Origin of the sequence: Shimia fortis (assembly GCF_040225985.1) — a bacterium.
Classification (GTDB): Bacteria; Pseudomonadota; Alphaproteobacteria; order Rhodobacterales; family Rhodobacteraceae; genus Shimia.
This window is the reverse complement of the sequence record NZ_JBBPEU010000004.1, coordinates 230709-257079: the sequence shown is the minus strand read 5'-3', so window position 1 is coordinate 257079 and position 26371 is coordinate 230709. Positions and strand designations below refer to the sequence as shown.

The following is a 26371-nucleotide window of genomic DNA, read 5'->3' as shown; positions in this document are numbered from 1 at the left end:
TGATGACCGACACGCATCCGAAGGCGCATTTCTTTATGACCAATCCGATCGCAGTTTTCCTGGCCCTGATCATTTTCGGCGGCTTGGCCTATGATCTGATCTGGCTGGACGGTCAGGCGACGCTGATGCTGATGCGCAAACTGGTCGACCTCATCGAATGGATGGCCTTCTGGCGCTAGCCACCGCGCGCCCTAGTCCATACGCACCGTCACCGAGACTTCGCCCCTGACGTCACGCTCCCATTTCAGATGCAGTTCGTCATTGTTGCTGCCCTGTTCCGTGCGCGCATAAGGCATCGTGTAGACCCCGACATTGCTTGAGGTTTCGATCTTCGAGATCGGCACCACCGCCTCGACCGTCCGGGCCCGCCCGCCAAAGGGCAGCTTGTCCTCAAGATCGACGACCCATGTGCGCTGGGGGGTGGACTGTTCGAAATCCACCTGCAGCGGGTTGTAACAGGGCGTTGCAATCGCGTGGAAGGTATTGCCTTCCACCAGCACATGTTTGCCCTTGCTCATATCGAGATTGGCAAAGCTCGTATCCACCCGATCCACCCGGTTCATACTGCCGTGAATGCTACGGAACTTGTTGCCCGTTACTGTCAGGCCGGTGATGTAGTGCCCCGTGCCATAGGGCTTGATCACGAGATATGCGACCCAAGGGGCCACGTCGCCGGACAGGAACACGTTGTCCGTTACACTCAGCGCGCTGAAAGAGTATCCACCGGTGAAATCGGGTGTCGCGTCGTATTCATTGGTCCACTCAATCGTGGCATTGTCGACATAATTGCTGTCGAAATTCATTGAAATATGCGACAGCGCCATCAGTACCCCGGCCGTGCGCACGCCTGCATCCTCTCCGTCGCCCTGAAAGAAATGATTGCCGGTGACAACCGCATTCATCCCGCCGATGACTAGGAAATGCCGGAACTGGCTGGCGCGGTTGTTGCGCACCTTGACGTCGTTCGCATTGGTGTTGATCGCCACCGAAATGCGGTCCTGCGCCCTTGCGCCCCCTTCGGCGGTGATGAAATTACAGCGGTCAATCAGCATGCCCTGACACCCCGTTCCGGGCGAGGTGATCCCGCGATGCTTGGGACGGGTAAAGAAACAGTCCCGCACATGAAAGGCGACCCCGGAACGCGACAGCAGAATCCCGCTGGCCATGCTGTTGCACTGGAAATCCACATCTTCGATGTTGATCATGCTGACCCGCTCGAAGCCGCTGAAATCCAGAATGTACTTGAAACGGGTGAAGGTGAAATTCTGCGTCCCCTCCGCATCATAAAGCGGCTGCGACAGGGTCAACTCCTGCGTCGAGACATTCTTGCGCTCGACATAGACTTCGCGCCCGACACCATTACCCGACACCAGCGCGCCCACCGGAATATTCGCGACATTGCTCACATTGCGCAGCGTGCGGGCCTGAGCCGAATCATAGGTCGCCTGCGATGTCACCACGTCCGGATTCCACGCAGAATCGCCCGACACATAGAACTGCCCGTTGCGGATCACGCGGCGCTGCGCATATGAGTCCTTGGTTGCGACCACGGCCTGCAGATCAATCGGTTCGGTCACGGTGATGCGCCGCCCACCCAGATCCAGTGACTCGTGATCCGCATTGTTCAACAGGGATTGGAATGCCTTTTTGAAGCCAAGTTCTTCGTTACCGAAGGCCGCGATATAGGCCGGTAGGTCGAAATTCTTGTTCAGCGTCAGATAACGGTTCTCGGGCATGGTGACCGTGCCTTGAAATCGGACCGGTACATCCATCGTGACACTGCTTGCCAGATGGAACAGGCCTTCAGGCACCAGAACCTCGCGCCCGTCTGCGGCAGCGTTGGCCGCCGCAAAGGCCGGTGCATCATCGGCGACACCATCCCCGACAGCACCGAAATCGCGCACGTCCACCCAGTTCATCATGTCACGCAGGAAGGCGCCGGTGATATCCTCGATCACGATATCGTCGATCCGAACGATCCCGCCGGTCGGCCCCGTCAGATCCAGTCCGAAATGGCCATAGACAGGTGCACGCCCCCAGACCATGTCCACGCCCCCCCGCGCGCCCGTGCCGACAATCGCGCTGACCTCGACCACCTCGCCATAGCTGGTCAACTGGGTCTCGGGGCCGGTTTCGACCAATCCAGACACGTGCGACGCGTTATTATAGGCAGCATAGCCCGCAATCCGCACCGCGGGCAGGGCCCCGCTCATCGCCTTGACCCGCGCCGTGATGCGCAGATAGCAACCGGGCAGCATCGGCGTCTGCCCCATGTACCGCAATTTCTGGGTCGTCGCGGTTTTCTGCAGCTCAAGGCAGCCCGCAAAGTCCTGATCGCTGGGCACAAATGCCGCGTTCACCGCGTTTTCATAGGTGTCCGACCCTTGCGTCCCGTCGCCTCGCGACCAGACATCCAGACCGTCCCTGAATGTTGACGGCATAAACAGCACGCCATCCGTAATTGCCTTGTTCATGAAGTCCCTTTCCAAGCTTGCCCATCCGGCCACAACCGGCCCGAACCTTGGCAAAGGGAAATATCAAACGCCTGTTAACGCAGGCCGACCCCACCGTGACGGTGCCGCCTTACGCCCCTGCGCCCGCCTGCGGAAGTTTCTGCACGGCATTGATGCGCCAGACACCGTCCACCGTGACCATCTGATAATCCAGCAGATGCACCACGCCGTCTGCATCGCGCACCGCCACTTTTTGCCACAACCGGCCCGAAATTACGCGCAGGTCAAGGAACTGCACGGCCTCAGCCTGCCACACCATCGGGTATCCTTCCTTGACCATGACCTCGAAACGGTCCGGCGATCCGAAAAGGCCCTGGATGGACGGACTCGCATATTGAAAGGCCCGGTCAAAATCGTTCACACCAAAGGCCGCGATCTGGTTCTGGATTACCGACTTGACCTTTGACGTGTCCGCCGAGGCCATCCCCGCCGCAACCATCAGAACAATCGTTGTAAGAAAGCGCATAACATATCCTCCCGCTGCACCAGATAGCGCGCGCAAGGATCGCTTCAAAAGAAAGGGACACGAGACCGCTGGCCCCGTGCCCCCAAAATCATCGCAAATGTCCGCCTTAAGCGAGATCGCCCGCCAGCGCCTTGTCGATCAGCGCCGCGGTTTCCTCGACCCCGTACAGGGCCGCAAAGCCACCGAACCGCGGCCCCTGCGAAGCACCCAGAAGCACCTCGTACAGCGCCTTGAACCAGTCACGCAGGTTCTCGAACCCGTGCAGCTTGCCCACGGCAAACACGACAGATTGCAGGAACTCATCCGAACCGAAGTCGACCTCGGGCAGCGGATCTTCGTTGCCCATCATCTCGTTCTTGCGCACGATGAGGTCCAGCGCGGTGTCGCCATCGCGGAATGCCGCTGCCAGCTCTTCCAGCGCGGAGCGCTCCTGATCCGTCGGCAGGCGGAAGGTTTTCGCAGGTTCGACGAAATCCTCGAAATACTTGACCGCATACCCCGCCGCCGCGTCCAGATCGGGGTGGGTTTCCGGCGTCGCATCCGGCGCATAGCGGCGGATAAAGCCCCACAGCGTTTCCTTGTCATGCGCAGACGCCGCCGAGGCAAGGTTCAACAGCATCGAGAACGGCACCACCATGTTAGACTGCGGAACATCGCCGCCGTGGATGTGCCAGACCGGATTGTTCAGCTGCTGCTTAAGGTCCTGTTTGTGATAGGCGACAAGCTGTTGGTTATACTCGTCCATCGCCTTGGGGATCACGTCGAAATGCATCCTCTTGGCGGTCTTGGGTTTCTGGTACATGAAGTAGGCCAGAGACTCGGTCGAGGCATAGGTCAGCCATTCGTCGATCGACACCCCGTTGCCCGAAGTCTTGGAAATCTTCTGCCCGTTTTCATCAAGGAACAGTTCGTAAGTAAAGTGTTCCGGCGCGCGCCAGCCAAGAATACGGCAGATGCTGTCATAGATTGGTGTGTTGGTGCTGTGGTCCTTGCCATACATCTCGAAATCGACTTCCAGCGCCGCCCAGCGCGCGCCAAAGTCCGGCTTCCACTGCAGTTTCACGTTGCCGCCGGTGACAGGCAGCGTCCATTCCTTACCGTCTTCGTCGTCAAAGGTGATCGTGTGGTTTTCCTTATCGACGTTTTTCATCGGCACATACAGGACACGACCGGTTTCCGGATGGATCGGCAGGAAGATCGAATAGGTCTGTTGACGCTCTTCGCGCAGCGATTTCAACATCACGGCCATGATCTCGTCGTACTTTTCGACCGCGCGCTTCAGAATCTCGTCAAACTGGCCCGTGCCATAGAATTCGGTCGCCGAATAAAACTCGTATTCGAACCCGAACGTATCCAGGAACCGGCGCAGCATGGCGTTATTGTGGTGGCCAAAGCTCTCGAATTCCTCGAACGGATCGGGGACCGAGGTCAGCGGCTTTTGCAGGTGATCGTAGAGCATTTCCGAATTCGGCACGTTGCCGGGCACCTTGCGCATCCCGTCGAGATCGTCCGAAAAACAGATCAGCTTGGTCGGAATATCCGAAATCACTTCGAAGGCGGTCTTGATCATCGTCGTGCGCGCAACCTCGCCAAAGGTGCCGATATGCGGCAGCCCCGACGGCCCATAGCCCGTCTCGAACAACACAAACCCCTTCTCGGGGGGCTGCTTTTGATACCGTTTGAGCACCCGGCGCGCTTCTTCAAAGGGCCAGGCTTTCGAAACGAGTGCAGCTTCGCGCAGTTCAGACATTATTAACTCCATCAGAGGGGACCGCCTGCCCTATGCAGGACGGACCGCGGCTTGCTATTATGCCGTTGCAGCATGGTCAACATATAGCTGCAAAACATGCCCTGTTGAACGGGTTTATCCCGCCTCTGCGACTTCCGTGCCGCGCGTCACGATCCAATCCACGACGTCCCGCACCTCTCGCCGCGCCGCCAGCCCCTCTCGGGCGGCCACGTAATAGCCGCGCGCCGATTGCGCCTCGGCCTGCCCCAGCCGCACCATGGCCCCGCTTTCAAGGAAATCGTTCAGCAATCCGGACCAGCACAGGCACACACCCTGCGCGGCCAACGCGGCGTTCACCATCATGGCATAGGAGTTGAAATCCATAAGCCGCACATCATCCGGCATGTCTTGCCCTTGGGCGCGGAACCAGCTGGGCCAGTCATGCCAATGCCGCCGCGCTGCTTCCATCGTCAACAGGGTCATTCCACCAAACCCGTCTGTTCTACCCTGACGCCGCGCGAGATACAGCGGGCTTGCCACGGGAAACACCCCCGTCCCAAGGATTCGCGCCTCGCCGGCGTTTCCTTCATCCGGCAGACCAAAACGCACAGACACATCGCCCGGCCGCTCGGGATCACCATACTCCTGGCTGATGATACGAATCGTGACCTCCGGAAACTCTGCTTCCAGTTCTGCCAGCTTGGGGATCAGCCATGATCCGACGAACCCCGACGGGGCAGACACGGTCACAACGCCCTGTGCACCCCCCCTGCGCAGCCGCTCTGTAACAATTTCGATCTGACCAAAGCTCGCGCGCAACACATGCGCCAGATCCCTGCCCTGTTGAGTCAACTTCACGGGCTTCCGGCTCCGATCGAACAGATGGCACCCCAGATCCGCCTCCAGGGCCGCTATTCGCCGCGAAATCGCCGGTTGCGACACATTCAACTCTCTGGCCGCCCCCGTAAGCGTGCCATGACGCACAGAAGCGTAAAAGGCGGTCAGACCGGAAAAGGCGGGCAAGCGCACTGACATCATAACCTCAGTGTATATTACAGTGCAGTTTTAGCGCATTGTCGCGCCACCTCCAAGCCACTTAGATGGCTGCACACAACAGGAGGCGCGCATGACCACGCAAACCGCATATGACACCGTTGGCCTGATCGCCGACAATATCCCTGCCGAACCATCCAGCACGGCGTTTTCGCTCGACGCAGCCAATGTCCCGCTTGAAGGCGGCACCGATCCGGCCTACGGCACCGTCCGCTGGCGCACCCTGATCAACGGCAATAGCGACGCGCCAAAGGAATTTGTGCTCGGCATCGCCGAATTCGATCCCCACGGCATGCTGCACCCGCACCGTCACGACGCCGCCGAGTTCTATTTCGGCCTGGAAGGCCGCGGCACCGTCACGATCGACGGCATCCCCCACGAGATCGCACCCGGCGTCGCCATCTACGTCCCCGCCAATGCCGAACACGGCACCGTGGCGGGCCCCGAGGGGCTGCGCTTCTCTTACGGGTTTGCGGAATCCAGCTTCGCCGACATCACCTATCGTTTCAGCGCGCAAACTGGCTGATCGCCCCTTGCTGGCGGGCGGGCACACCCCTATTCTCGGAAGCAAGAGATTATGCAAAGGACTTCGCTCTTGCCTCAGGACATCCCGAACCCGCTTACCCCGCAAGACAGCCTTGTTGCCGTCATGGTGGCCATCTCGGCCTCGGACGAACAGATCCGTACCGCCGAACTGGTCAAGATCCAGTCGGCCGTCAACAATCTGCCGGTCTTTGCCGATTATGATCTGGACCGCCTGAAATTCGTGTCGCAAACCGTGTTTGACCTGTTCGAACAGGAAGACGGGCTGGCCGCCCTGTTCGGGCTGATCCGCGAAAGCCTGCCTGACCGCCTGTTTGAAACCGCCTACGCGCTGGCCTGCGATGTGGCCGCAGCCGACGGATCTCTCGCCGAATCAGAGCTGCGCCTGCTCGAGGAAATCCGCTACGAACTCGACATCGACCGCCTGCACGCCGCCGCCATCGAACGGGGCGCGCGCGCACGTCACATGACCTGACCCGGTCTTTTTCTTGGGCAAAATACCTTGGGGTGAATTGGCACCGGACCCCGTCCGGGGCCAAGAGGGGCGACGCCCCTCTCTTCTGTCATACCCCGTAGAGCAACGCCCAGCGTTCGATCAACTTCTGCTGCAACTGCTTGGCCTTGCGGTTCCAGGTCCGGGCGCCGGGCGGACGTTCACGATCCGCCGCCTTGATCGCCGCGCGGGCCTGCGAATCCACCACGAAAATCGCAAAGGCCAGTTCGGTGCCATCCCGTGCCGTGGCATAGCCCGCAAGACCACTCACGAAATTAAGCGTGCCTGTCTTGGCCGCCACCTGGATGTTCTGCTGTTTGAGAACCCGCCCTTTGGAATCGCGGAACTTGAACTCTTTCAGAATGGGCTGCAACGCGCCTTTCGTGCCTGCCTGCGTCAGGGCCGTCACCATTTCGTCCGCCCGCAAACGCGACGCTGCCCCCAGCCCCGAATGATCCACGAGGGCCGCATTGGGCATGCCCAGCCGCTGCCGCGCCCAGCGGTTCATCTCGTTGGCACTGTCCTTCAACGACCCAAGCGGCGCGCCACGGTGCTGTGATGCCGCCAGCCCCACCATTTCCGCGGTCAGGTTGGTGGAATATTTCAACATCGCTTTCAGGATCGGCTGCAACGGCCCGCTCTGGTGGCGCACCAGAACCTTGCCTGCGGGCCGGTTCGCGGTCTTGCGGGCCGGTTTCAGAACGATGCCATGGGACCGCGCAAGCGTTCGGAACACATCCCCCGCATAAAGCTCCGGTTGCCGCACCGGCAACCACCGCGCGCCGCCATTGCCCAGCGCGCCTGAGGCGACTGTCCAATGGTCGATATTGTTGCGCCCCTCATAGGTATAGACCGGAACATTGCGCTTCTTGACTTTCATCGTCGCGATGCTCACCGCCGGGCGATACTTGTTGCTGCGCGCGTCCATCGCTGTGACCCAGCCTTTTGCGCTGCGTTTCCACTCGAAATGGACACGGTTGTAATTCAGGCTGAGGCCCGAAATCGCCGGGCTGTACCCGGCATGGTCGGGCTGCGACGGGTCCAGTTTGCGCACGAAGGGCAACGCCCCGCCATAAACCAGGAACTGCCCCCTGACCTCGCGCACGCCCAACGCCTTGAGTTGCGCCGCCATCGCGGCCAGCGCATTGGTGTCCAGCGTCGGGTCTCCCCCACCGACCAGAACAAGATCACCCCGCAATACGCCGTTCTGCACGGTCCCGGTGGTGACAAGCGTGGTCTCGAACCGGTGGTCCGCCCCCAATACATCCAGCGCATACATCGCTGTCAGCGCCTTGGTTACACTGGCCGGCGGCAGGCCCGATTGCGCCTGTTGTCCCTCAAGCACACGGCCTGTCTTGGCATCCGCCACGGCAAACCCCACATCCCCGCGCAACCCAAGCGACCGGATCAGAGTATTCACCCCCGGCGCGGCGCGTTTCTGAAGATCGGATGGGCGCGCCACCGGGCGCAAGGATGTGCTGGGCGGATTGGCCCAAAGCGGCAGCGCCGCACCGGACAAAATCCCTCCTAAAAACAGACGTCTTGAAATGCCTTTGGTCATAACCCGACCCTAACCCCGCGCACCCGTTTCAGACAAGACGGGGAAAAGCATTTTCCGTCCCGAAAGAACGTGTTAGCGGTCGCGTCATGTGGCAAGCCCTTCTCATCATGTTCGTCGCCATGTCGATGATCCCCGCGGGCGATACTGCGGGCAAGCTGCTGACCTCTGCGCACGAGGCCAGCCCGCTCTACGTGGCGTGGTCGCGGTTTCTTCTGGGCAGCCTGATCGCCCTGCCGCTGGTGCGGGCTGACACAATCCGCCTGATGCGGGACTGGCGGATCTGGTTTCGCGCGCTCCTGCTGACAGGCGGCATCACCTCGATCCAGTTCGCGCTTCAAACCGCCCCCGTGGCCGATGTGTTTGCGGCCTTTTTCGTCGGACCGATTTTCAGCTATGTGCTGTCGATCCTGTTTCTGGGCGAACGTGTCACGTTTGCGCGCTCGGCCCTGATGGTGCTCGGGTTTGCGGGGGTTTTGCTGGTGGTCCGGCCCGGATATGCCCCCGTTCCCGGTATCGGCTTTGCTCTGCTGGCAGGGCTGTTCTACGGGGCCTTCCTGACCTCTTCGCGCTGGCTTGCCGCCGTGGGCCGCCCCGGCAGCCTGTTGTTCACGCAACTGTTCCTGAGCGCCCTGGTCATGACCCCCTTCTGTTTCGCGCTGGTGCCCGACCTCACCCCTGCCATCATCGGGCTGACCTTTGCCAGCGCCATATTCTCGATGGGCGGAAACTTTCTCTTGCTGTTCGCCTATGCCAAGGCGGATGCAACAACGCTTGCACCCTACGTCTATTTCCAACTGATTTCGGCGGTCGCGCTTGGCTGGCTTGTCTTCGCGGACTTGCCCGATCTTCTGACCGTCACCGGCCTTTGCCTGATCATCGGAGCAGGTCTGGCCTCGGCCCTGCTGAACCGGCCCCGCCGCGCCGCTACCTGACCCAGCGGCCGGTCTTGCGCAGCTCCGTGGAACTCACATCCTGCATCGGCATATTCACGAAACACCAAGCTGGAGCCTCTGCATGCGCCAGCAACCGGCTTTCACGCGCCTTCAAGCGATAGGGCGCATAGATCCGCGCCGCCATGCCACTGCGGGCGCCAATCCGGTCACCGGGGCGGGCCAACACCCCCACTGGCACCCGCGCCATGATCTCGCGCCAGTCCTTCCAAAGATGAAACTGCGCCAGGTTATCCGCCCCCATCAACCAGACAAAGCGCACCCTTGGATAAGCCTGCTGCAGGGTCGCCACGGTCTCGGCTGTATACCGTGTGCCCGCGCGGCTTTCGAAATCGGAAATCTCGACCTTGGGATGCTGCATCATCTTCTGCGCCGCCGTTATCCGCCGCGACAAAGCGGCCGGCCCCTCGGATTTCAGCGGGTTGCCCGGAGAGACCAGCCACCACACGCGATCCAAATCAAACCGGCGCAGGGCCTCGCGCGTGATGTGGACATGGCCTTCGTGCGGCGGGTCGAACGACCCCCCAAGCAACCCGATGGACAGTCCCCGATATTTCCCCGTTGCGCCAAGCATGGCACCGGATGTACTGCGCTGCCCCGCGCGTGACAACAACACAACGGCGCTTTGCCTATTGACGCAGATAGGAAATTTCGTAGTGTGACCAAATTAGTTGACACAGGTAAACAAATGTCTCTTGATCCGATTGCACGTATCCGCCGCTTTAACCGGGCCGTCACTCGTGCCACCGGGGCGCTGGACCAGTCTTTTCTGGGGCGCGGGCGTCCACTGGGTCCGGCCCGTGTGATTCACGCCATCGGCCACAAGGGCGGCGATCTCGAAACGCTGCGGGTTTATCTGGGGCTCGACAAAACCGTGCTCAGCCGACTTCTCAAATCGCTACAGGACGAGGGCCTGATTACATTGCACATAGCACCCCAGGATGGGCGCCGCCGCGTCGCCGAACTGACCAAGGCAGGACAGACCGAACTGGCAGCTTATGACGCCCTGTCAAACGCACAGGCGCGCGACCTTCTTGATCGGCACGTGTCGTCGGAAACCCTGCTACAGGCCATGGACCTGATCGCCTCGGCGCTGGGGCAAGACGAAGTGGTGCTGCGCGAAACCGACCCGCGCAGTCCTGATGCACTCTTTTGCCTGCATGCCTATTACGATGAACTGGCGCGCCGCTTTAAGACTGGCTTTGACGTGAATCTCAGTCGCGATCCCGACGCCGCCGACATGCTGCGCCCGCGCGGCACCTTCATCGTGGCGTTTTCAGACGGCATGCCTCTTGGTTGCGTCGGTCTCAAAGGCACGGACAAGGATTTTGCCGAGATCAAGCGCCTTTGGGTGTCTCCGTCGGCGCGCGGTCTTGGCATGGCGCACCGTCTGATGCACCGGGTCGAGGAGGTGGCCCGTGACCTTGGCATCACAACGCTCAGGCTCGACACAAACTCGGCTCTGCCCGAGGCGGTTGCCCTGTACCGAAACACCGGCTGGACGGAAATCGACCGCTTTAACGACGATCCCTATCCCGACCATTTTTTCGAAAAACACCTGTGATCAGCGCCGCAATAGCCGGCCTACCTTCGCCTTGAACCGCGCAAAGGCCCATGCTCCGCTCATCCGCAGGGCCGTCAAGGTGATTTGGACCGGATTGCGGTCCTCTTCATGGGGCTCGCGCACGTCGAACTCGTACCGTCCCATATCCCCTGCCATCTGGTTCACTGCCGCCATCGCCTTGGCATTCTTGCGCTGCAACTGTTGTTGCGCGACATAGCTGGGCCAAACCTTGGACGGTTTCAGATCCGGAAAAGACCGCTGCGCCTGGATTGCAAATTGACGCCCCAGTCCCGGGGACCGTTTATTGATCCAGCGCGTCACGATCATCTCGGCATCGGTCAGGCCCCGGTTGATGACCTCACCTTTGTTTTCTTCAAAGCGCACCCCGGGCTCGACCGGCAACCATGCAATCACCTCGTCGGCCAGGCTCCCGCGCACCTGCGAATAATTGCGCACCGTGATCGACCCGACGCAGGCCTCGGCCTGTAAGCGCTGCAGCACCTTCATAACGATGAACGGACGGTTGTACCGGCTCACATAGGTGTCCAGCGGCCCTGTCCCCCCGTGCGCGCGCACGATCTGCATGTAGGACGAAGTCGCATGCCCGATGGGATTGCGCGTGAACAGCAGCACATGCACCGAGGCAAAGCCGAACCGGTCACACCACATGCGCCAGCGCGCCAGTTCCGTTTCATGCTGCTCGGCCAGGCTATTGAAGAACCCTTCGTAACTCAGCAACACATCCTGCCCGTCGGGGATCGCCGCGATCCGGTCCTCAAGATCGTCACCATGTTCCGTGCCCGAGGTCGTGATCCCCATAATCGCCGGTTCGATCAGCTCCTTGCGCACCGGATATCCGATCCCCTGCGCGGCCAGCAAATCAAGGTTGCGCGCAAATAGCGCCTGCAGATACGACGATCCCGTCTTGTCGTGACCGATATGGATCCAAAGCCGGCGCATTGCGTAATGTATCTCGTCAATTGAAGGTTCGGGACGGTGTGGCGTGGCACCGGCGCGTTGTCAATCGGCGAAGCAGCGCAGCCCGCCCCGCACGGAAAGACACCGCGCGCCCTTCCCTGCATTGCCCCTCGTGCGACCATTCGCTATCACAACCGGCAACACAGTTTTACCCAAGCGGAGTCGCAACCCATGGCATCCTATCAATACGTCTACCACATGCAGGGGGTTTCCAAGACCTATCCCGGCGGCAAGAAGTGCTTTGAGAACATTCACCTGTCGTTCCTGCCCGGCGTCAAGATCGGTGTTGTCGGCGTCAACGGCGCCGGTAAATCGACCCTGATGAAGATCATGGCCGGTCTCGATACCGATTTCACCGGTGAAGCATGGGCCGCCGAGGGCGCCAAGGTCGGTTATCTCCCGCAGGAACCGCAGCTGGATGAATCGCTGACCGTGCGCGAAAACGTCATGCTGGGTGTGGCCGAGAAAAAGGCCAAGGTCGACCGCTTCAACCAGATCGCCATGGAAATGGCCGAGAACTACTCGGACGAGCTGATGGAAGAGATGACTACCCTTCAGGACAGCATCGATTCGGAAAACCTCTGGGATCTCGACGCACAGGTCGATGTTTCGATGGAGGCCCTGCGCTGCCCGCCCGATGACGCCGATGTCTCGAAACTCTCGGGCGGTGAGAAACGCCGCGTCGCGCTCTGCAAGCTGCTGCTCGAAGCGCCTGACATGCTGTTGCTTGACGAACCGACCAACCACCTCGACGCCGAAACCATCGCATGGCTGCAACAGCACCTGATCGACTACAAGGGCACCATCCTCTGCGTAACCCACGACCGGTATTTCCTTGATGACATCACCGGCTGGATCCTCGAACTCGACCGCGGCCGCGGCATTCCCTACGAGGGCAACTATTCCGCATGGCTCGAACAAAAGGCCAAACGGCTTGAGCAAGAGGCCCGCGAGGACAAGTCCAAGCAGAAAACGCTGGAACGCGAACTTGAATGGATGCGTCAGGGTCAAAAGGCCCGTCAGGCCAAACAGAAGGCCCGGATCAACGCCTATAACGAACTGGCGTCGCAATCCGAGCGCGAGAAAATCACCCGCGCCCAGATCGTCATCCCCAACGGCCCGCGCCTTGGCTCCAAGGTGATCGAGGTCGAAAACATCGCCAAACACTATGGCGACAAGCAACTGATTGAAGACCTTTCGTTCAGCCTGCCCCCCGGCGGCATCGTCGGCGTGATCGGCCCCAACGGCGCCGGTAAATCGACCCTGTTCAAGATGCTGACCGGTCAGGAACAGCCCGACAGCGGCTCGGTCACTTATGGCGACACGGTACAACTCTCCTATGTCGACCAGTCACGCGATGACCTGAACGACAACGACACCGTGTGGGAGGCCATCTCGGGCGGCGCCGAGATCATCGAACTGGGCGACGCGCAAGTGAACAGCCGCGCCTATTGCTCGTCCTTCAACTTCAAGGGCGGCGACCAGCAGAAGAAACTGAACCTGCTGTCGGGCGGGGAACGCAACCGAGTCCACATGGCGCGTCTGTTGAAAGAAGGCGGCAACGTCTTGTTGCTCGACGAACCGACCAACGATCTGGACGTCGAAACCCTGCGTGCCCTCGAAGACGCGCTTGTTGACTTCGCCGGCTGCGCCGTCGTCATCTCGCACGACCGCTTCTTCCTCGATCGGATCTGTACCCACATCCTCGCCTTCGAAGGCGACGCCCACGTGGAGTGGTTCGAAGGCAACTTCGAAGATTATGAAGAGGACAAAAAGCGGAGACTGGGACCGGATGCGTTGGAGCCCAAGCGCTTGAAGCACAAGAAGTTTACGCGGTAATTCAAAAGGGCGGCTCAAGGGCCGCCCTTTTTTTGTCGTCTGGCAATGCAATGGCGTAACAAACCTTGCACACAAACTAGAATAAACCACACTGCAAGGAGATATTTCACGCGCATTGTTTCCCATGGCTGCACGTATCTTATTTCCAAAGCTACAGGCGAAACCATGAATCAGCTTTTTCCATCGATCTTAACCGCTGCGGTTTTTGTATTTTGTAAAGAAGCGATTGCAGAACCTGCCTCAGCCAAGATGTCAGACCGCCTGGTCAAGCAAACAACAGATCTGGATCGCATCGACATGGCACAATGGAGCTCGTCACTCTTCGAAACATCCGGATGCTGGCAAGGTGGTTTCCCTCACTCAGGGAACCGCTGACTCACTAAACAGAAAAATGGCAGACTTGGTCGAAGCACTATTGGCCGACCGCTGTTTTGAAGAATCGAAACAGGCGTTCAAGGAAAACGGGGCTCAAGCTTGGGAAGCAGCGTTTTCAGCGGTGGGACAGATGGCTGCAGTCGAGTTGATGCAAAATAGATCTGTTAACAAATATATGCAGGAATTCGCGAAACTCTTGGATCAATCGAAACTGAGAAAATTGACAGAGTAACGAACCAGCCACAGGTAGGTTGCCAGCCGACTCTACATAGATTCCTCACAATGCCCGGCCGCCTTTTCTCCGGTAAACTCCGGTTCGACCTGCCCCAAACGGATATCTCGGTGAAGCGAGGAATAGGGCCAAGCCACCGCGCGGGGGACCAATCCGTGTTTCACCGGATTGGACCAGCAATACCGGATACGGGCCGCGTAATCATCCGCGTCTCGGATCTGGTGTTCTCAGACCCGGCGTTCCAGACGTCGGCATCCTGCTTCGCGCGTTTCACAGTCTGTCCAACTCGATAGGACGCGCTACCCACGCGACCCGTCTGTTGTAGGCCGGTTTTGCACCCCACCATGCGGCGCACATTTTTGCAAACTGCGCCTTGATAGCATCACAACGGTGCGAAGAGTTCCCATCCCCCTCCGGCAACCGACACACCGCCTGCATGTCGTTCGGCAACACGACTCACGCATCAATTTCGAACAGCGGGCGCGCCCGCGTCACGCGGACGGCCTCTCGCAATATCCCGACCTCGCCCACCAACAACCGTCCACCCCGCTATGTCAGCGCGACGGTGAAGAAAATGGGCAGACCTTGGAGCGCAGATGCCGGGACATACCCGATCATCGCTGGCAAAGGTTAAAACTCTCCCAACAAAAAAGCCCCACCAACTGGCAGGGCCTTTCCAATTCAGGTGTCGGTTCGCTTAAAACGCGGTGCCTTCTTTCACGCCCAGCTTTTTGAAGATGATGGCTGCGGGGCAAAATCCGGTAAAGGCCGACTGGATCAGGTTGGCGCCGATGAAGACCGTGAACCACATCCACAGCGGTGACACATAAACGGTGAGCACGACGCTCAGCAGGACCATGAAACCGGCGAAGGCCATGACGGTGCGATCAAGAGACATGAGAAACTTCCTTATCTGGTGGCCGCGGCGGCGCGGCGTGTTCCAGGGTGGTTTACGATATTTCGAAAACACATTCAATAAAAAGAATGCTTTTTGATCACCCCTGACCGTTTTGTACAATCCCGCCCCAGAGGTTGTACAAAACGGACAATTTTCCTCTGGCCCTCAAAGAAATTTACCCTAGGTTAACTTCTGGCTGCGAAGTTGCGGAAAACCGCTCATTCACGGACTGACCAATTCACGCCGCAGGGGCGCCTTATTGTTGACGCATTCTGCTGGTGGCTTGGACACACAGGAACGACGCATCTGTCCCCGCGTCGAAGGCAGGAGGCTTTGATGGCCATTGTTTTGATCTTCATCTGCAGCATGATCGGCCTTTTCATGGCCGCTGTTCAGATCGTGGTTCTGGAAAATGGCGTCTTGCAGGCGGTTACGACCTATCTCGGCTTTGCTGTCGGCTATCCAATTGCCTTTTTCCTCTTCCTCTGGCTGTTGGACACTGCTCGCCACGCGCTGACCGCGCCCCCCGGTGACGAGGCCGACAGCCATGACCCCGCAGCCACAAGACAGGCTGCTGGATACTGAAAATGTCTGCGGCGTTCCCGTCCCCTTTCGCCGCAGACATTCCCCTTCCTCTACAACGAAAACAGAACAAGCCCGCACAAACGGGGTGCACCCGCACATGCATTCAGTTAGGTTATCGGCAGACTCCCACCCCCGGAGATGCAACGCATGCCCGTACCCTTTTTCCGCCCCGACCTCTCCGAAGATGCCGTAAACACCGTGGCCGATGTGCTGCGCTCGGGCTGGCTGACATCCGGCCCCCAATGCGCGGCATTCGAGGCGGAATTTGCCAGCTATGTCGGGGGTGAAACCCATGCCGTGACCGTCAACTCGGCCACCGCCGGACTGCATCTTGCACTTGAGGCGGTGGGTGTTGGACCCGGTGACGAGGTCATCGTGCCGACCCTGACCTTTACCGCCACGGCAGAAGTTGCCGCTTACCTTGGCGCGCGCGTCGTTCTGGTGGATATGGATCCGAACACGCTGGGGGCGGATCTGGACAAGGTCACAGCCGCGCTGAGCCCGCGCACCAAGGCGGTCATGTTCGTGCATTTCGGCGGCTATCCCGTTGACCTGACCGATCTGGCCGAGACCTGTGCGGCGCGCGGCATTCCCCTGATCGAGGACGCGGCCCACGCCATCCCGTCCCGGATCGGTCCAAAACATATCGGGTCTTTTGCCTCGGACGTGGCGGTGTTCAGCTTCTATGCGAACAAGACCATGACCACCGGAGAAGGCGGCATGGTTGTCACGCGGGACACGGCCGTTGCCGCCCGTATTCGCACCATGCGCACCCATGGCATCGACCGGGATTCCTTTGCGCGTTTCACCACGCGAAACGACCAATGGCGCTATGACGTGATCGAGGCCGGGTTCAAATACAACATGACCGATTTCGCGGCTGCGCTTGGACGGCACCAACTGGCCCACGTGGACGCGATGCGACTGGGCCGGACAAGAGCCGCAGGTTGGTATGACGCCGCTTTGCAGGGGTTGCCGCTTGACCTGCCACCGCGCCCGTCATCGGAAGACACCCATTCGTGGCACATCTATCCGGTGCGCCTGCATGGCGGGCTCGAAGCGCGCCGGCAGGTGACCGAGTTGTTCGCAGCCCGCCAGATCGGGTACTCGGTGCATTACACGCCGCTGCATAAGCTGACCTACTGGTCCGGGGCGGCGATCCTTGCGCACGAGGGCTATCCAGCCGCCGATGCCTATTTCGAAGGATGCCTGACCCTGCCGCTGTTTCCGACTATGTCCCGCGCCGAGGTGGACGAGGTGGTTGGTGCCCTGAAAGAGGCCCTGGCGTGCTGAAGCGCATATTCGACATTCTTTCCTCACTATTTGGCCTTGTGGTGTTTTCACCCCTTCTGATCGGTGCGGCCCTGTTCATTCTGATCGATGACGGACGGCCCATCTTTTTCCGGCAAGAACGCGTCGGGAAGGACCGCAAGACCTTTCGCATTTTCAAATTCCGCAGCATGCGTAACCGGCCACATGGGAATGACAGCGCGATCACAACGGGGGAGGACAATCGCATCACCCAGAGCGGCCGGTTTTTGCGCAAAACCAAGCTGGATGAGTTGCCGCAGTTGGTCAACGTCCTGTTCGGACAGATGAGCATGGTCGGCCCGCGCCCCGAGGTTCCTCATCTGTTCGCGCAATACCCGCCCGACCTGCAAGAGGTTATGGCAGGCCTGCGTCCCGGAATCACCGACTTTGCCTCGCTCGAATATATCGACGAAAGTAGCCTGATCGCGAATAGCGATGACCCCGAACGCGCTTATCTCGAACAGGTGCTGCCGGAAAAAGCCGTCTACATCCGCAAATATGCCGACCAGCAGGGTTTTTTCACCGACCTCTCACTGATCCTGCGCACAATCGGCAAGATTTTTAACTAGGACGCCTCTGGCGGAACCGGACGTGGCTTGCCCTCTTCGTCAATCGCCACATAGGTGAACACCGCCTCGGTCACCTTTTCCTTGGCCCGATTGCGATGGCGGACGACCCAAGCTTCGATGCGGATCCCCATCGAACTGCGCCCGATCCGTTCGACCCAAGCCCAGACGCAGAGGATATCCCCCACGGCGACGGGGCGGATGAACTTCATCGCATCAACCGCCACGGTGGTCACGCGCCCCTGCGCCCGTTGCGCCGCGATTATACCGCTGGCAATGTCCATCTGCGCCAGAACCCAGCCCCCGAATATGTCTCCGTTGACATTCACATCCGACGGCATGGCCACGGTGCGCAAGGTCGCCTCTCCGCTGGGATAGATTTCTTCTGTCATGACACGATCCTCTTGTCTTTGACCCATCCTAACCTGCTGGATTGCGAGCGAAAAGCTGGTAGAAGCACGGGGACGAAAGGTAGGCCATGCAGAATTTCGACATCCTCGTGATCGGTGCCGGACCGGCGGGCAGTGCGGCGGCGTGCTGGGCGGCGAAATCGGGCCTGCGCGTGGGGTTGCTCGACAAGGCGCGTTTTCCGCGTGACAAGCTGTGTGGCGGGCTGTTTACGGGGCGCAGCCGGACCTACTACCAAGAGATTTTCGGCCGCCCCTTTGATCCCAGCTGTACCGTGACGCGCGATGCGATCGAGTTCTGGCATGACGGTGTGCGACTGGCCCGGCTTGAAGACGTGCCTGCTTTCAATCTGACCATGCGCAAAGACCTCGACAATACGCTGTTCGAACATGCCTGTGCGGCCGGGGCCACGGACCTCACAGGGCGCGCCATTTCCGGGATAGACGACACCAGCGTCACGCTGCGCGACGGCACGCGATTTGGCGCGCGCGTGATCATCGGGGCGGACGGGGTCAATTCGATCACAGCACGGCATCTGTTTGGCAAGGCGTTCGACACGCAGACCATCGGCTTTGGCCTTGAAATCGAGGCTACGCCAGATGAACAAAACCCGGCCGAGCACCCTTTGCGCATTGATTTTGCTGCTGCGACGTGGGGCTATGGCTGGTCTTTTCCCAAGCAGGGGTCAACCACCGTGGGCGTGGGCGGATTACGCGACCCAAACCCCGATCTGAAGGCGCGCATGTCCGACTACCTGGACAGCCTTGGGCTGGACCCTGACCAGAAGCGGTTCAAGGGGCACCACCTGCCCTTTGGCGATTTCCGCGAGACGCCCGGACGCGACAATATCCTGTTGACGGGGGATGCGGCGGGGCTGGTCGATCCGATCACCGGAGAGGGCATCGCCTTTGCCATGAAAAGCGGTCAGCTGGCGGCGCAGGCCGCAATCGACGCGCTGACCGACAACGCCCCGTCAACCGCGCTGGACCGCTACAAGACATCCCTGCGCGAGATGCATCGGTCCTTGCGGATTGCGCGGCGGCTGCGACGGATCATTTTCGCGCCCCGGTGGCAAGGCGCCTTTACAGGCACCTTCCGGCGCTCGGGCACCGTACGCATGATGTACATGCGTCTTCTGGCCGGAGAGGTGGAATATCCCGAACTGGCGTTGGCTGTCGCGCGGCGCCTGCCTCGCTACGTGCTCAACCGCTTCCGGCGCTAGATCACACGCTCTGGCGCACCCAAGACACGATATTGGCCGCAGGCATTGCCCCGGATTGACGGGCTTTTTCTCGCCCACCGGCAAAGGCGGCCATGGTCGGGATTCCACGGATGCCGTACTTCATGCCAGCCTGTGGATGATCTTCGGTGTTCAGCTTGACCAGACGCGCCAGCCCGCTCAACTCCTGCGCCGCCTGCTTGAACTGAGGCGCCATCTGCCGACACGGGCCACACCATGGGGCCCAGAAATCCACGACAAGCGGCACATCGTCATGGCGCGCCGCCTTTTGCAGCGTGGCCAAATCGACTTCGGCCACCTTGGGGGACATCAATCCGGCCCCACAGGTGCCGCATTTGGGACCTGCGCCCAGCTTGTCCGCGGGCACGCGGTTCACTTGCCCACACTCAAGACAGGTCAGTTTTTTGCCGCTCATATCTGAAACTCCGCATATATATTCATTTTTCGTTATATATGAAGCGCCCCCGCGAATGGAACCCCTGCCACAAAAATGGGCCAGAGGTTTCCCCCTGGCCCATCCCCGCGTTGCTCCCCGCGGTCTGACGCTTAGTTCAGCGCCTTGTCGGTGATCGCATGGGTCCATGCGCCTTCCGGTTTCTTGGTGATGACAGGGTCCGAACCACCGGACAGCAGGCTTTCAACCGTACGCTCGTAATCGGCTGGATCCAGTGCGCCATTCGACCCTGCGGTCAGCTTGGCCACTTCGCCCATCATACGGATCTGGTGCTCTTCGGTCTGTGCGCCCGAGGCGTCGTTGTCCAGAACGATCATCGCGGCATCTTCAGGGTTTTCCTCGGCCCATTTCCAACCTTTCATCGAAGCCCGCACGAAGCGAACCATCTTGTCCTCAAAGGCAGGATCGGCCAGCTTTTCTTCCAGAACGTAAAGACCGTCTTCAAGCGTGGCGACGCCCTGATCTTCGTATTTGAACACCATGAGGTCATCGGGGGTCAGGCCCGCGTCGATCACCTGCCAGTATTCGTTATACGTCATGGTCGAAACACACGCGGCCTGGCCTTGCAGGATCGGGTCCACATTGAAGCCCTGCTTGAGCACGGTCACGCCATCGTCACCGCCATCGGTGGAGTAGCCCAGTTTGCTCATCCAACTCAGGAACGGGAATTCGTTGCCGAAGAACCAGACACCAAGGGTCTTGCCCTTGAAATCGTCGGTCGACGCGATGCCGGCATCCTTGCGGCAGGTCAGCATCATGCCCGACGACTTGAAAGGCTGCGCGATGTTGACCAGAGGCAGACCTTTTTCACGCGCGGCCAAAGCGGCCGGCATCCATTCGACGGTCACATCGGCCCCGCCCCCTGCGATCACCTGCGTCGGGGCGATATCCGGGCCACCGGGCTTGATAGTGACATTGAGGCCCTCTTCTTCGTAAAAGCCTTTGTCCTGTGCGACGTAATAGCCGGCAAACTGGGATTGGGTGACCCATTTCAGCTGAAGCGTGACGTCATCGGCGGCCTGGGCCATGCTGGCTGCAAAGCCAAGCGCGGCGGCGCCAAGGGTTTTTGCTAGGGTTTTCATTATTACACTCTCCTTGTTGAACTTCATGTGTTGCGGGCTGTTGTCAGCCTCGTTGTGATGGGTGCCAGAAGGTCACCGCTTTTTCCAAAAGGGCCACGCCTCCGTAAAAGGCCGAGCCCACGACCGCGGCGACCACGATCTCTGCCCAGACAAGATCCAGCGCCAGTTGTCCGACCGACGTCGAAATCCTGAACCCCATGCCCTTGATGGGCGACCCGAAGAATTCAGCCACGATTGCCCCGATCAAGGCAAGGGTCGACGCGATTTTCAGACCATTAAAAATGAACGGCATCGCCGCAGGCAGACGGAGTTTGATCAAGGTTTGGGCATAGCTGGCCGCATAGGTGCGCATCAGGTCGCGCTGCATGTGGTCCGTCGCCTGAAGCCCCTGCACCGTGTTCACCAGCATCGGGAAGAACACCATCACCACGACCACCGCCGCCTTGGATTGCCAGTCGAACCCGAACCACATTACAAGGATCGGCGCCATGCCGATGATCGGCAGCGCGGCCACGAAATTGCCCACCGGCAGCAGACCCCGCTGCAGGAATGGGAACCGGTCAATCGCAATCGCAGTCAGGAAGGCTGAACCGCACCCGATGACATATCCCGACAGGGCCCCCTTTATGACGGTCTGGACGAAATCTTCCCAGAGAATGTCCGTCGACTCGGCAAAGGCGGTCGCGATCATCGACGGGGGTGGCAACAGCACCGGAGAAATCTCGAGACCGCGCACGAACAGTTCCCACATAAGGATCAGGGTCACGCCAAAGATGATCGGCACCGCCAGACGGGTAAAGGATGTGCGGGGCTTGTTGGCCAGCCAGACATTCAGGCGCCAGCCGGCAAACCACGTGACAAAACCAAGAATTACCAGAGTCATCGCGCCATCCCCATGCGTTTCAGAACGATGTTCTGGATCCACCCAATCAGCCCGACCAGCGCCGCCGCTAGGGCCGCGGCCACCAGAAGGGCACTCCAGATCTGGATCGTCTGGCCATAGTAACTGCCGCCCAGCAGACGCGCGCCTAGTCCGGCAACAGCCCCCGTGGGTAGTTCACCCACAATGGCCCCAACCAGCGATGCGGCCATCGCCACCTTCAGTGACGTGAACAGGAACGGCATCGACGACGGCAGCCGCAGCTTCCAGAATTCCTGCGATGCATTGGCGTTCCAGGTCTTCATCTGGTCCAGTTGCATGTGATCCGGGCTGCGCAGCCCTTTCACCATGCCCACGACCACGGGGAAAAAGGACAGATACATCGAGATCACCGCCTTGGGGATCAGCCCGGAAATGCCCACAGCGTTCAGCACAACGATGATCATTGGCGCAATCGCGAGGATCGGAATGGTCTGCGAGGCGATGACCCACGGCATCACGCTCATGTCCATCGTGCGGTTATAGACGATCCCGACCGCCAGCGCGATGCCCAGCGCCGTGCCCATGGCAAAGCCCAACAAGGTCGAACTGAGCGTAATCCAGCTGTGATAGATCAGGGACCGTTTCGAAAACGCTTTGCCCCGGGCGACCATGGCCCCCGTAGTTTTCCAGATCTCTGCCCCCACCTGATGCGGCGCGGGCAGCTTGGGTTTTTTCTGGCTCATCGTGTCGGCAATCAGTTCCGAGGTGGTCAACTCCACCCCGGCCCGTTTGGCCTTGTCATGCGCCCATGCGGAATTGAGCGCGACCGCGCCCGCATACCAGAGGACGAAAATCGCGATCACCACCGCGATCACCGGCCCCACCCTATACCAAAGCGCCGCCATTACGCGTCATCCTCGTGCCCGGCGCGCAGCCCGTCGCGCACGCGGTGGGCAATCTCGATAAATTCCGGCGTGTCACGGATTTCCAGCGGACGCTCTTTCGGCAGCGTGCTTTCGATCACGTCCGTGATCCGGCCCGGACGCGGGCTCATCACCACGATCTTGGTCGAGAGATACACTGCCTCGGGGATCGAGTGGGTCACGAAACCGATGGTCTTGTTGGTCCGCGCCCAGAGTTCGAGCACCTGTTCGTTGAGGTGATCGCGCACGATTTCGTCCAGCGCCCCGAAAGGTTCGTCCATCAAGAGGATATCGGCATGAAAGGCCAGCGCCCGCGCGATCGAGGCGCGCTGCTGCATCCCGCCCGACAGTTGCCAAGGGAACTTGTTCTCGAAATTGTCCAGATGGACCAGCTCCAGCACCTCTTTGACCGCCGCATCCTGTTCGTCCTTGCTGACGCCCATGATTTCAAGCGGCAGGCGGATATTGCCGCCAATCGTACGCCACGGATACAGCCCCGCGTGCTGGAACACGTACCCATAAGCCCGCGCCTTGCGCGCCTCCTCGGGGCTGACCCCGTTCACGGTGATCTCGCCAGCGGTGGGTTTCTCCAAATCGGCCATCACCCGCAGGAACGTCGTCTTGCCACAGCCTGACGGGCCGATAAAGCTCACGAAATCGCCCTTGTTGATATCAAGGGTCACGTCTTTCAACGCATGGACAGGGCCATCGTTGGTCTGGAATGTCAGCGACAGGTTTTTCGCGCTGATTACGGGGTCGTTCGTCAAAATCTCGCTCCGCTGGCCTTGTGGCTTGCTTGTTGGCACCCCGACCGCACGTTTGGCCGGGGTGCTGGTTGTTTATACGCCCGTCGCAGGAATGCCAGAGCGTTCGACCGGACGTGGTGCGGTCAGCTCTTTCCAGGTGGACAGCGCACGGTTCACGGTGGTGTTGGCCTCGCGCGCCACGAATTTGCCGTGGCCTTCCTGCGTCTGGATCGCCCCGTCATTCACCGCGACCTGACCGCGGGTCAGGGTAAAGCGCGGCAGGCCCTTCACGTGGTGGCCTTCGAACACGTTGTAATCAATCGCCGATTGCTGGCTGCCGGCCGAAATGGTCTTTTCTTTCTCAGGATCCCACACCACAAGGTCGGCATCCGCCCCAACAAGAACGGCGCCCTTCTTTGGGTAACAGTTCAGGATCTTGGCGATATTGGTCGAAGTCACAGCGACGAATTCATTCGGGGTCAGACGCCCGGTCGCCACGCCATGGGTCCACAACATCGGCATACGGTCCTCAAGACCACCGGTCCCATTGGGGATCTTGCTGAAATCACCCACGCCATAGCGTTTCTGTTCGGTCGTAAAGGCACAATGGTCGGTAGCCACAACCGAGAGTGACCCCGATTGCAGGCCCGCCCAAAGTGAGTCCTGATGCTTCTTGTTGCGGAACGGGGGCGACATCACGCGACGCGCGGCGTGGTCCCAATCCTTGTTGAAATACTCACTCTCGTCCAGCGTCAGATGCTGGATCAGCGGCTCGCCCCAGACGCGTTTGCCTTGCATACGCGCCCGGCGGATCGCCTCGTGCGCCTCTTCGCAGGAAGTATGCACCACATAAAGCGGCACGCCCGCCATATCGGCAATCATGATCGCGCGGTTGGTGGCCTCGCCCTCGACCTGGCTGGGGCGCGAATAGGCATGCGCCTCGGGGCCGGTATTGCCCTCGGCCAACAGTTTTGCGGTCATCTCGGCCACGACATCGCCGTTCTCGGCATGCACCATGGCGATCCCGCCCAACTCGGCCAGACGGTTGAAGCTGGCGTAAAGCTCGTCATCATTCACCATCAACGCACCTTTATAGGCGAGGAAATGCTTGAAAGTGTTGATGCCGCGATCCTCGACAATGGTTTTCATGTCATTGAAAACCTGCTCGCCCCACCAGGTCACCGCCATGTGGAAGGAATAGTCACAGTTCGCGCGGGTCGATTTATTGTCCCACCGCTTGATGGCATCCAGCAGGCTTTCGCCCGGGTTGGGCAGACAGAAATCAACCACCATCGTGGTGCCGCCCGCCAGACCGGCCCGCGTGCCAGACTCGAAATCGTCGCTGGAATAGGTGCCCATGAACGGCATCTCGAGGTGCACGTGGGGGTCGATCCCGCCTGGCATCACGTAACAGCCTGTTGCGTCCAGCACCTCGTCGCCCTTCAGATCTTTGCCAATCTCGGTGATGACACCGCCCTCGACCAGAACGTCCGCTTCATATGTGAGGTCTGCGGTCACGACGGTGCCGCCCTTGATGACTTTGCTTCCCATCTATTCTCTCCCTGTCGGCAAGGGTCCACCCCATGCTTCATCTTGTCAAAAATACTCCGGGGGCGCGGGGGCTGGCCCCCGCTCCGGCCCTATGCGATCACTCCACGATTTCCGCCGTTTCCAGCACCGCATGCATCAGCACATCCGTGCCCGCCGCGGCCCAGTCCTTGGAAATTTCCTCGGCCTCGTTATGAGACAGGCCATCGACACAGGGGCACATGATCATCGCGGTCGGTGCCACCTGGTTGATCCAGCAGGCATCATGGCCCGCGCCGGAAATGATATCCATATGCGAATAACCCAGCCGCTCTGCCGCGCTGCGGATAGCCGTCACACAGCCCTCGTCGAATTTCACGGGGTCGAACCCGCCGACCTTTTCGAAGGAAATCGTCAGCCCGATTTCATCGGCGATCTTCTGGCCCTCGACCCGCAGACGGTTTTCCATGTCGGTGATCACGTCCAGTTCCGGGCTGCGGAAATCGACCGTGAACACGACCTTGCCGGGGATCACGTTGCGCGAATTGGGATAGACGTCGATATGCCCCGCAGCGCCCACCGCGTGGGGCGCATGGCTAAGCGCGATCTCGTCCACCTTTTCCAACACGCGCGCCATGCCAAGCCCCGCATTCTTGCGCATCGGCATCGGGGTCGAACCGGTATGCGCGTCCTTGCCCTCGATCGTGACTTGCGTCCATGACAGGCCCTGACCATGTGTGACAACGCCGATATCCTTACCTTCGGCCTCAAGGATCGGGCCCTGTTCGATATGCAACTCGAACATGGCGTGCATCTTGCGCTGACCCACGGGTTCATCCCCGCACCAGCCGATGCGCTTCAACTCGTCCCCGAATTTCAGCCCTTCCGCGTCTTCGCGGTCATAGGCCCAATCCTCGGTATGAATGCCCGCAAACACGCCCGAGGACAGCATCGCCGGGGCAAAGCGCGTGCCTTCCTCGTTGGTCCAGTTGGTCACCACGATGGGGCGACGGGTCTTGATTCCAAGGTCGCGGATCGTGCGCAACACTTCCAACCCGCCAAGAACACCCAGTACCCCGTCATATTTGCCGCCCGTCGGCTGCGTATCCAGATGTGATCCGATATAGACCGGCAAAGCCTCGGGGTCGGTGCCGGGATATTCGGCGAACATGTTGCCCATGGTATCCAGCCCCATGGTGCAGCCGACCTCTTCACACCAGGTCTGGAACAGCGCGCGGCCTTCACCGTCTTCATCGGTCACGGTCTGGCGGTTGTTGCCGCCCGCCACGCCGGGGCCGATCTTGGCCATCTCCATCAGGCTGTCCCACAGCCGATCGCCGTTGATCTTGAGGTTCTCGCCTGGTGCGGCCATGTCGACACTCCCTTGTCTGTCGTGATGCGGGCCCTTTCTCAGTGGGCCTCTTGCCATCAGATTGATCCTGACCGTATGGTCAAGTTCAGGGCACCACAGTC

At 60.0% G+C, this 26371-nt stretch carries 28 protein-coding genes; 12 read left to right on the top strand and 16 right to left on the bottom strand.

Features of this window, described 5'->3' with window-relative positions; translation table 11 throughout:
- Positions 1–2: 2 nt before the first annotated feature.
- A complete protein-coding gene (locus tag WNE31_RS09190) occupies positions 3–179 on the top strand; it encodes a glyceraldehyde-3-phosphate dehydrogenase (RefSeq protein ID WP_349979445.1) in 177 nt (58 codons plus the stop codon).
- Positions 180–191: 12 nt separating this feature from the next.
- Here the strand turns inward: WNE31_RS09190 and WNE31_RS09185 are convergent, their stop codons facing one another.
- The 4 genes from WNE31_RS09185 to WNE31_RS09170 form a co-directional block, all read right to left on the bottom strand.
- Complete coding sequence (locus WNE31_RS09185; RefSeq protein ID WP_349979444.1) at positions 192–2474, bottom strand: glycosyl hydrolase family 28-related protein; 2283 nt, start codon at positions 2472–2474, stop codon at positions 192–194.
- Positions 2475–2583: 109 nt separating this feature from the next.
- On the bottom strand, positions 2584–2979 hold the full coding sequence (locus WNE31_RS09180) for a DUF4864 domain-containing protein (RefSeq protein WP_349979443.1): 396 nt from the start codon (positions 2977–2979) through the stop codon (positions 2584–2586).
- Positions 2980–3085: 106 nt separating this feature from the next.
- A complete protein-coding gene (locus WNE31_RS09175) occupies positions 3086–4729 on the bottom strand; it encodes a lysine--tRNA ligase (protein WP_349979442.1) in 1644 nt (547 codons plus the stop codon).
- A gap of 114 nt (positions 4730–4843) precedes the next feature.
- A complete protein-coding gene (locus WNE31_RS09170; RefSeq protein ID WP_349979441.1) occupies positions 4844–5743 on the bottom strand; it encodes a LysR family transcriptional regulator in 900 nt (299 codons plus the stop codon).
- A gap of 91 nt (positions 5744–5834) precedes the next feature.
- Here WNE31_RS09170 and WNE31_RS09165 point away from each other — a divergent pair, with 91 nt between their 5' ends.
- Together WNE31_RS09165 and WNE31_RS09160 are read left to right on the top strand one after the other, a co-directional pair.
- The gene (locus WNE31_RS09165; RefSeq protein WP_349979440.1) at positions 5835–6287 is read left to right on the top strand and encodes a cupin domain-containing protein; all 453 of its coding nucleotides are present in this window, start codon (positions 5835–5837) and stop codon (positions 6285–6287) included.
- Between the two features lie 51 nt (positions 6288–6338).
- Positions 6339–6779, top strand: coding sequence for a tellurite resistance TerB family protein (locus tag WNE31_RS09160; protein ID WP_349979439.1), 441 nt, complete (start codon positions 6339–6341; stop codon positions 6777–6779).
- An 88-nt stretch (positions 6780–6867) separates the two neighbouring features.
- Here WNE31_RS09160 and dacB read toward each other — a convergent pair whose 3' ends face one another.
- Positions 6868–8358 (bottom strand): D-alanyl-D-alanine carboxypeptidase/D-alanyl-D-alanine endopeptidase, encoded by a 1491-nt coding sequence (gene dacB, locus WNE31_RS09155; RefSeq protein WP_349979438.1) that lies wholly within the window; start codon positions 8356–8358, stop codon positions 6868–6870.
- An 86-nt stretch (positions 8359–8444) separates the two neighbouring features.
- Between dacB and WNE31_RS09150 the strand changes: the two genes are divergently transcribed.
- The gene (locus WNE31_RS09150; protein WP_349979437.1) at positions 8445–9290 is read left to right on the top strand and encodes a DMT family transporter; all 846 of its coding nucleotides are present in this window, start codon (positions 8445–8447) and stop codon (positions 9288–9290) included.
- On the opposite strand, the gene WNE31_RS09145 is transcribed toward WNE31_RS09150, so the two are convergent.
- The gene (locus tag WNE31_RS09145; RefSeq protein WP_349979436.1) at positions 9283–9882 is read right to left on the bottom strand and encodes a nicotinate-nucleotide adenylyltransferase; all 600 of its coding nucleotides are present in this window, start codon (positions 9880–9882) and stop codon (positions 9283–9285) included. The two genes, WNE31_RS09150 and WNE31_RS09145, sit on opposite strands and share 8 nt — an antisense overlap.
- A gap of 114 nt (positions 9883–9996) precedes the next feature.
- Here WNE31_RS09145 and WNE31_RS09140 point away from each other — a divergent pair, with 114 nt between their 5' ends.
- The gene (locus WNE31_RS09140; protein ID WP_349979435.1) at positions 9997–10872 is read left to right on the top strand and encodes a bifunctional helix-turn-helix transcriptional regulator/GNAT family N-acetyltransferase; all 876 of its coding nucleotides are present in this window, start codon (positions 9997–9999) and stop codon (positions 10870–10872) included.
- On the opposite strand, the gene WNE31_RS09135 is transcribed toward WNE31_RS09140, so the two are convergent.
- On the bottom strand, positions 10873–11832 hold the full coding sequence (locus WNE31_RS09135) for a hypothetical protein (protein WP_349979434.1): 960 nt from the start codon (positions 11830–11832) through the stop codon (positions 10873–10875). It abuts the gene before it with no gap.
- Positions 11833–12021: 189 nt separating this feature from the next.
- Between WNE31_RS09135 and ettA the strand changes: the two genes are divergently transcribed.
- From ettA to WNE31_RS09120, 3 genes are all read left to right on the top strand, one after another.
- Entirely contained in the window at positions 12022–13689 is a 1668-nt protein-coding gene (ettA, locus tag WNE31_RS09130; RefSeq protein ID WP_349979433.1) for an energy-dependent translational throttle protein EttA, read from the top strand.
- A 165-nt stretch (positions 13690–13854) separates the two neighbouring features.
- Positions 13855–14064 carry a hypothetical protein gene (locus WNE31_RS09125; protein WP_349979432.1) on the top strand — a complete coding sequence of 70 codons (210 nt, stop codon included), beginning with the start codon at positions 13855–13857 and terminating at the stop codon, positions 14062–14064.
- Positions 14065–14080: 16 nt separating this feature from the next.
- The gene (locus tag WNE31_RS09120; RefSeq protein ID WP_349979431.1) at positions 14081–14296 is read left to right on the top strand and encodes a hypothetical protein; all 216 of its coding nucleotides are present in this window, start codon (positions 14081–14083) and stop codon (positions 14294–14296) included.
- Between the two features lie 697 nt (positions 14297–14993).
- On the opposite strand, the gene WNE31_RS09115 is transcribed toward WNE31_RS09120, so the two are convergent.
- Positions 14994–15194, bottom strand: coding sequence for a YgaP family membrane protein (locus WNE31_RS09115; RefSeq protein ID WP_349979430.1), 201 nt, complete (start codon positions 15192–15194; stop codon positions 14994–14996).
- Positions 15195–15530: 336 nt separating this feature from the next.
- Here WNE31_RS09115 and WNE31_RS09110 point away from each other — a divergent pair, with 336 nt between their 5' ends.
- The 3 genes from WNE31_RS09110 to WNE31_RS09100 all read left to right on the top strand — a co-directional run bounded on the left by WNE31_RS09110 (position 15531) and on the right by WNE31_RS09100 (position 17659).
- Positions 15531–15779: a hypothetical protein gene (locus tag WNE31_RS09110; protein WP_349979429.1), complete on the top strand. Its 249-nt coding sequence runs from the start codon at positions 15531–15533 to the stop codon at positions 15777–15779.
- A 147-nt stretch (positions 15780–15926) separates the two neighbouring features.
- Entirely contained in the window at positions 15927–17072 is a 1146-nt protein-coding gene (locus WNE31_RS09105; RefSeq protein ID WP_349979428.1) for a DegT/DnrJ/EryC1/StrS family aminotransferase, read from the top strand.
- Positions 17066–17659 carry a sugar transferase gene (locus tag WNE31_RS09100; protein WP_349979427.1) on the top strand — a complete coding sequence of 198 codons (594 nt, stop codon included), beginning with the start codon at positions 17066–17068 and terminating at the stop codon, positions 17657–17659. Before WNE31_RS09105 ends, WNE31_RS09100 begins: the two co-directional genes overlap by 7 nt.
- Here the strand turns inward: WNE31_RS09100 and WNE31_RS09095 are convergent.
- On the bottom strand, positions 17656–18048 hold the full coding sequence (locus WNE31_RS09095) for an acyl-CoA thioesterase (RefSeq protein ID WP_349979426.1): 393 nt from the start codon (positions 18046–18048) through the stop codon (positions 17656–17658). The genes WNE31_RS09100 and WNE31_RS09095 overlap by 4 nt on opposite strands.
- Positions 18049–18134: 86 nt before the next feature.
- Here WNE31_RS09095 and WNE31_RS09090 point away from each other — a divergent pair, with 86 nt between their 5' ends.
- The gene (locus tag WNE31_RS09090; protein ID WP_349979425.1) at positions 18135–19286 is read left to right on the top strand and encodes a geranylgeranyl reductase family protein; all 1152 of its coding nucleotides are present in this window, start codon (positions 18135–18137) and stop codon (positions 19284–19286) included.
- 1 nt (position 19287) lies between these two features.
- On the opposite strand, the gene trxC is transcribed toward WNE31_RS09090, so the two are convergent.
- The 7 genes from trxC to WNE31_RS09055 form a co-directional block, all read right to left on the bottom strand.
- Positions 19288–19719, bottom strand: a complete 432-nt coding sequence (gene trxC, locus WNE31_RS09085) for a thioredoxin TrxC (RefSeq protein ID WP_349979424.1) — start codon at positions 19717–19719, stop codon at positions 19288–19290.
- Positions 19720–19850: 131 nt separating this feature from the next.
- A complete protein-coding gene (locus tag WNE31_RS09080; RefSeq protein WP_349979423.1) occupies positions 19851–20840 on the bottom strand; it encodes an ABC transporter substrate-binding protein in 990 nt (329 codons plus the stop codon).
- A gap of 43 nt (positions 20841–20883) precedes the next feature.
- On the bottom strand, positions 20884–21723 hold the full coding sequence (locus WNE31_RS09075; protein WP_349979422.1) for an ABC transporter permease: 840 nt from the start codon (positions 21721–21723) through the stop codon (positions 20884–20886).
- The gene (locus WNE31_RS09070; RefSeq protein ID WP_349979421.1) at positions 21720–22607 is read right to left on the bottom strand and encodes an ABC transporter permease; all 888 of its coding nucleotides are present in this window, start codon (positions 22605–22607) and stop codon (positions 21720–21722) included. The genes WNE31_RS09075 and WNE31_RS09070 overlap by 4 nt, the downstream gene beginning before the upstream one ends.
- Positions 22607–23392 carry an ABC transporter ATP-binding protein gene (locus tag WNE31_RS09065; RefSeq protein ID WP_349979420.1) on the bottom strand — a complete coding sequence of 262 codons (786 nt, stop codon included), beginning with the start codon at positions 23390–23392 and terminating at the stop codon, positions 22607–22609. The genes WNE31_RS09070 and WNE31_RS09065 overlap by 1 nt, the downstream gene beginning before the upstream one ends.
- 72 nt (positions 23393–23464) lie before the next feature.
- On the bottom strand, positions 23465–24922 hold the full coding sequence (gene hydA, locus WNE31_RS09060; protein WP_349979419.1) for a dihydropyrimidinase: 1458 nt from the start codon (positions 24920–24922) through the stop codon (positions 23465–23467).
- A gap of 97 nt (positions 24923–25019) precedes the next feature.
- Positions 25020–26270 (bottom strand): Zn-dependent hydrolase, encoded by a 1251-nt coding sequence (locus WNE31_RS09055; protein WP_349979418.1) that lies wholly within the window; start codon positions 26268–26270, stop codon positions 25020–25022.
- Positions 26271–26371 lie beyond the last annotated feature (101 nt).